Genomic DNA, 3,096 nt, shown 5'->3' with positions numbered 1-3,096 from the left:
AGATATCCCAGGTTACCGCTTCGTAGAGACTAAGAAACTTCCAAATGGCGATACAGAACACGTTTATGAGAAAGTTAAGACAAGTCACAAGGATAAAGACGGAAATGAAATTCCAAACTATCCAACAGAAGATGGCGAACAACCTAAGAAAGATATCCCAGGCTACCGCTTCGTAGAGACTAAGAAACTTCCAAACGGCGATACAGAGCACGTTTATGAGAAAGTTAAGACAAGTCACAAGGATAAAGACGGAAATGAAATTCCAAACTATCCAACAGAAGATGGCGAACAACCTAAGAAAGATATCCCAGGTTACCGCTTCGTAGAGACTAAGAAACTTCCAAATGGTGATGTAGAACATGTCTACGAAAAAGTAACACCACCAGCTCCAACACCTTCACCTGTTCCTCAACCAAATCCAGGCAACCAAAATATTACAACTTGGACAGATGAAAATGGTAATCCAGTGAAACCATCTGAGCCAGGTTCTAAGGAGCCAGGAACAATTCCAGGTTATGAATATGTGAAGACTGTGACGGATCCGAATGGAAGTATCAGACATATCTTCAGAAAAGTTCAAACTCCAACCCCAGTTGAACCAAGTCAACCAGTTGAGCCAGCAACTCCAGCAATGCCTGAACAGCCAGCTAAACCTCAAGTACCGGCTACTCCAGCACAACCAACAGCAGTCAAAGAAGCTGAAGGTAAGCGTGAATTGCCAAATACTGGTACAGAAGACAATGCTAGCCTAGCAGCACTTGGACTTCTCGGAGTATTGAGTGGATTTGGATTTGTAGCTCGCAAGAAGAAAGAAGACTAAGCTTTCTAATTAATATGATTTGTTTGCAATGAACATATCTGTTTAAACCTGATGAATCATTCGATTCATCAGGTTTTTTCGGCTCTTTGTCAACTGTATGCGTTTGATTATAGTTCATCAAAAACTAGATTAGAATTGTTAGATAATATCATTTTATGTTATAATGAAGAAAAAACAGAGGTGTTCAAATGTCAGAAGCAGGTCATAAGTTTTTAGCAAAATTGGGGAAAAAACGCTTACGTCCAGGTGGAAAACGTGCCACAGATTGGTTAATTGCGGAAGGAGGGTTTTCAAAAGAAAAGAGAATACTAGAGGTTGCGTGTAATAGGGGAACTACAGCAATTGAGTTGGCACAGCGTTTTGGTTGCAAGATAACTGCTGTTGATATGGATGCTCAAGCTTTAGAAGTGGCTAAAAAATCTGCTGAAACGGCAGGTGTTGCTCATTTAATCAGTTTTGAAAGAGCCAATGCAATGAAACTTCCTTATCAAGATGCTAGTTTTGATATTGTTATAAATGAAGCTATGCTGACTATGCAAGCCGATCAAGCTAAGAAAAAATGTGTAATGGAATATCTAAGGGTTTTAAAACCTGGAGGTCTTCTCTTGACACATGATGTGCTTCTTAAGGAAGCTAAAGAGTCTGTCAGACAGGAATTATCACAAGCAATTCATGTAAATGTAGGTCCTTTAACTCAAGATGGTTGGGAACAGGTGATGATAGAATCAGGTTATCGTGATGTGAAAGTATTGACTGGTGAAATGACATTAATGAAATTATCGGGTATGATTTATGACGAAGGTTGGCTAGGAACCTTGAAAATTTGTGTAAATGCTTGTAAAAAGGAGAATAGAAAGCAGTTTTTAACTATGTATAAAATGTTTAATAAGAATAAAAAGAACTTGGGCTTTATTGCTATGGCTAGTCATAAATCGTCAAATCGTTAGATAATTATTGAAGTTAACTTTTCTTTTTTCTTTCTTAAAAAATATGGTATAATAGAGAGTAAAAACTTTGAAAGAAAGAAAAAGATGAATTTAAAAGATTACATTGCAACAATTGAAAATTATCCAAAGGAGGGTATCACCTTCCGTGATATCAGTCCTTTGATGGCTGATGGGAATGCTTATAGCTACGCTGTTCGTGAAATCGTTCAGTATGCTACTGACAAGAAAATCGACATGGTCGTGGGACCTGAGGCTCGTGGTTTTATCGTGGGCTGTCCAGTTGCCTTTGAGTTGGGAATTGGTTTTGCACCTGTTCGTAAACCAGGTAAATTGCCACGCGAAGTTATTTCTGCTGACTATGAAAAAGAGTATGGTGTTGATACCTTGACTATGCACGCGGATGCCATTAAGCCAGGTCAACGTGTTCTTATCGTAGATGACCTCTTGGCAACAGGTGGAACTGTTAAGGCAACTATCGAGATGATTGAAAAACTTGGTGGTGTTGTAGCAGGTTGTGCCTTCCTTGTTGAATTGGATGAATTGAACGGCCGTGAAAAAATCGGTGACTACGATTACAAAGTTTTGATGCATTATTAATCAAAAACAGTCCCTAGGGCTGTTTTCTCTACATTAGGATATAAAAATAGACTATAGCTAGTTAGAGAAAAAGTATAATTGAAAACTATATCTTCTTGCAGTATAATAAAAGGACTAGGTGTTTGAGATTTGGCTTCAAACATATGCAATTATTCCTGAAAGAGTACAGTTAGGAGAGGGTTATGCCGATTCGAATTGATAAAAAATTACCAGCTGTTGAGATTTTACGGACAGAGAATATCTTTGTCATGGATGATCAACGTGCGGCCCACCAAGATATCCGTCCTTTGAAGATTTTAATTTTAAATCTCATGCCACAAAAAATGGTCACAGAGACCCAGTTGTTGCGCCATTTGGCGAATACACCCTTGCAACTGGATATTGATTTTCTCTATATGGAAAGCCACCGTTCTAAGACAACTCGTTCAGAGCACATGGAGACCTTTTATAAAACTTTTCCTGAAGTTAAGGACGAGTATTTTGATGGGATGATTATCACGGGTGCTCCAGTTGAGCATTTACCATTTGAGGAAGTGGACTATTGGGAGGAATTCAGTCAGGTAATCGAGTGGTCCAAGACCCATGTCTATTCGACCCTTCATATCTGTTGGGGTGCTCAGGCGGGACTCTATCTGCGTTATGGGGTTGAAAAATACCAGATGGACAGTAAGTTATCAGGTATTTATCCTCAGGATACTTTAAAGGAAGGTCATCTTCTCTTTAGAGGCTTTG

4 protein-coding genes are annotated in these 3,096 nt (G+C 39.0%); all 4 read left to right on the top strand.

Annotated features, from left to right (window positions below):
- Positions 1–820 (top strand): LPXTG cell wall anchor domain-containing protein (locus ACLNCN_RS04285; RefSeq protein ID WP_424844698.1); only part of this gene is annotated, 820 nt, incomplete at its 5' end.
- Between the two features lie 188 nt (positions 821–1,008).
- Positions 1,009–1,767: a class I SAM-dependent methyltransferase gene (locus ACLNCN_RS04280; protein ID WP_424844697.1), complete on the top strand. Its 759-nt coding sequence runs from the start codon at positions 1,009–1,011 to the stop codon at positions 1,765–1,767.
- Between the two features lie 84 nt (positions 1,768–1,851).
- Positions 1,852–2,364: an adenine phosphoribosyltransferase gene (locus ACLNCN_RS04275; protein ID WP_001049320.1), complete on the top strand. Its 513-nt coding sequence runs from the start codon at positions 1,852–1,854 to the stop codon at positions 2,362–2,364.
- Between the two features lie 182 nt (positions 2,365–2,546).
- On the top strand, positions 2,547–3,096 hold a 550-nt coding region (locus tag ACLNCN_RS04270), incomplete at its 3' end, for a homoserine O-acetyltransferase/O-succinyltransferase family protein (protein WP_424844696.1).

The organism is Streptococcus sp. CL8.13 (genome assembly GCF_049737895.1).
This window is presented reverse-complemented; position numbering and strand designations above follow the sequence as displayed.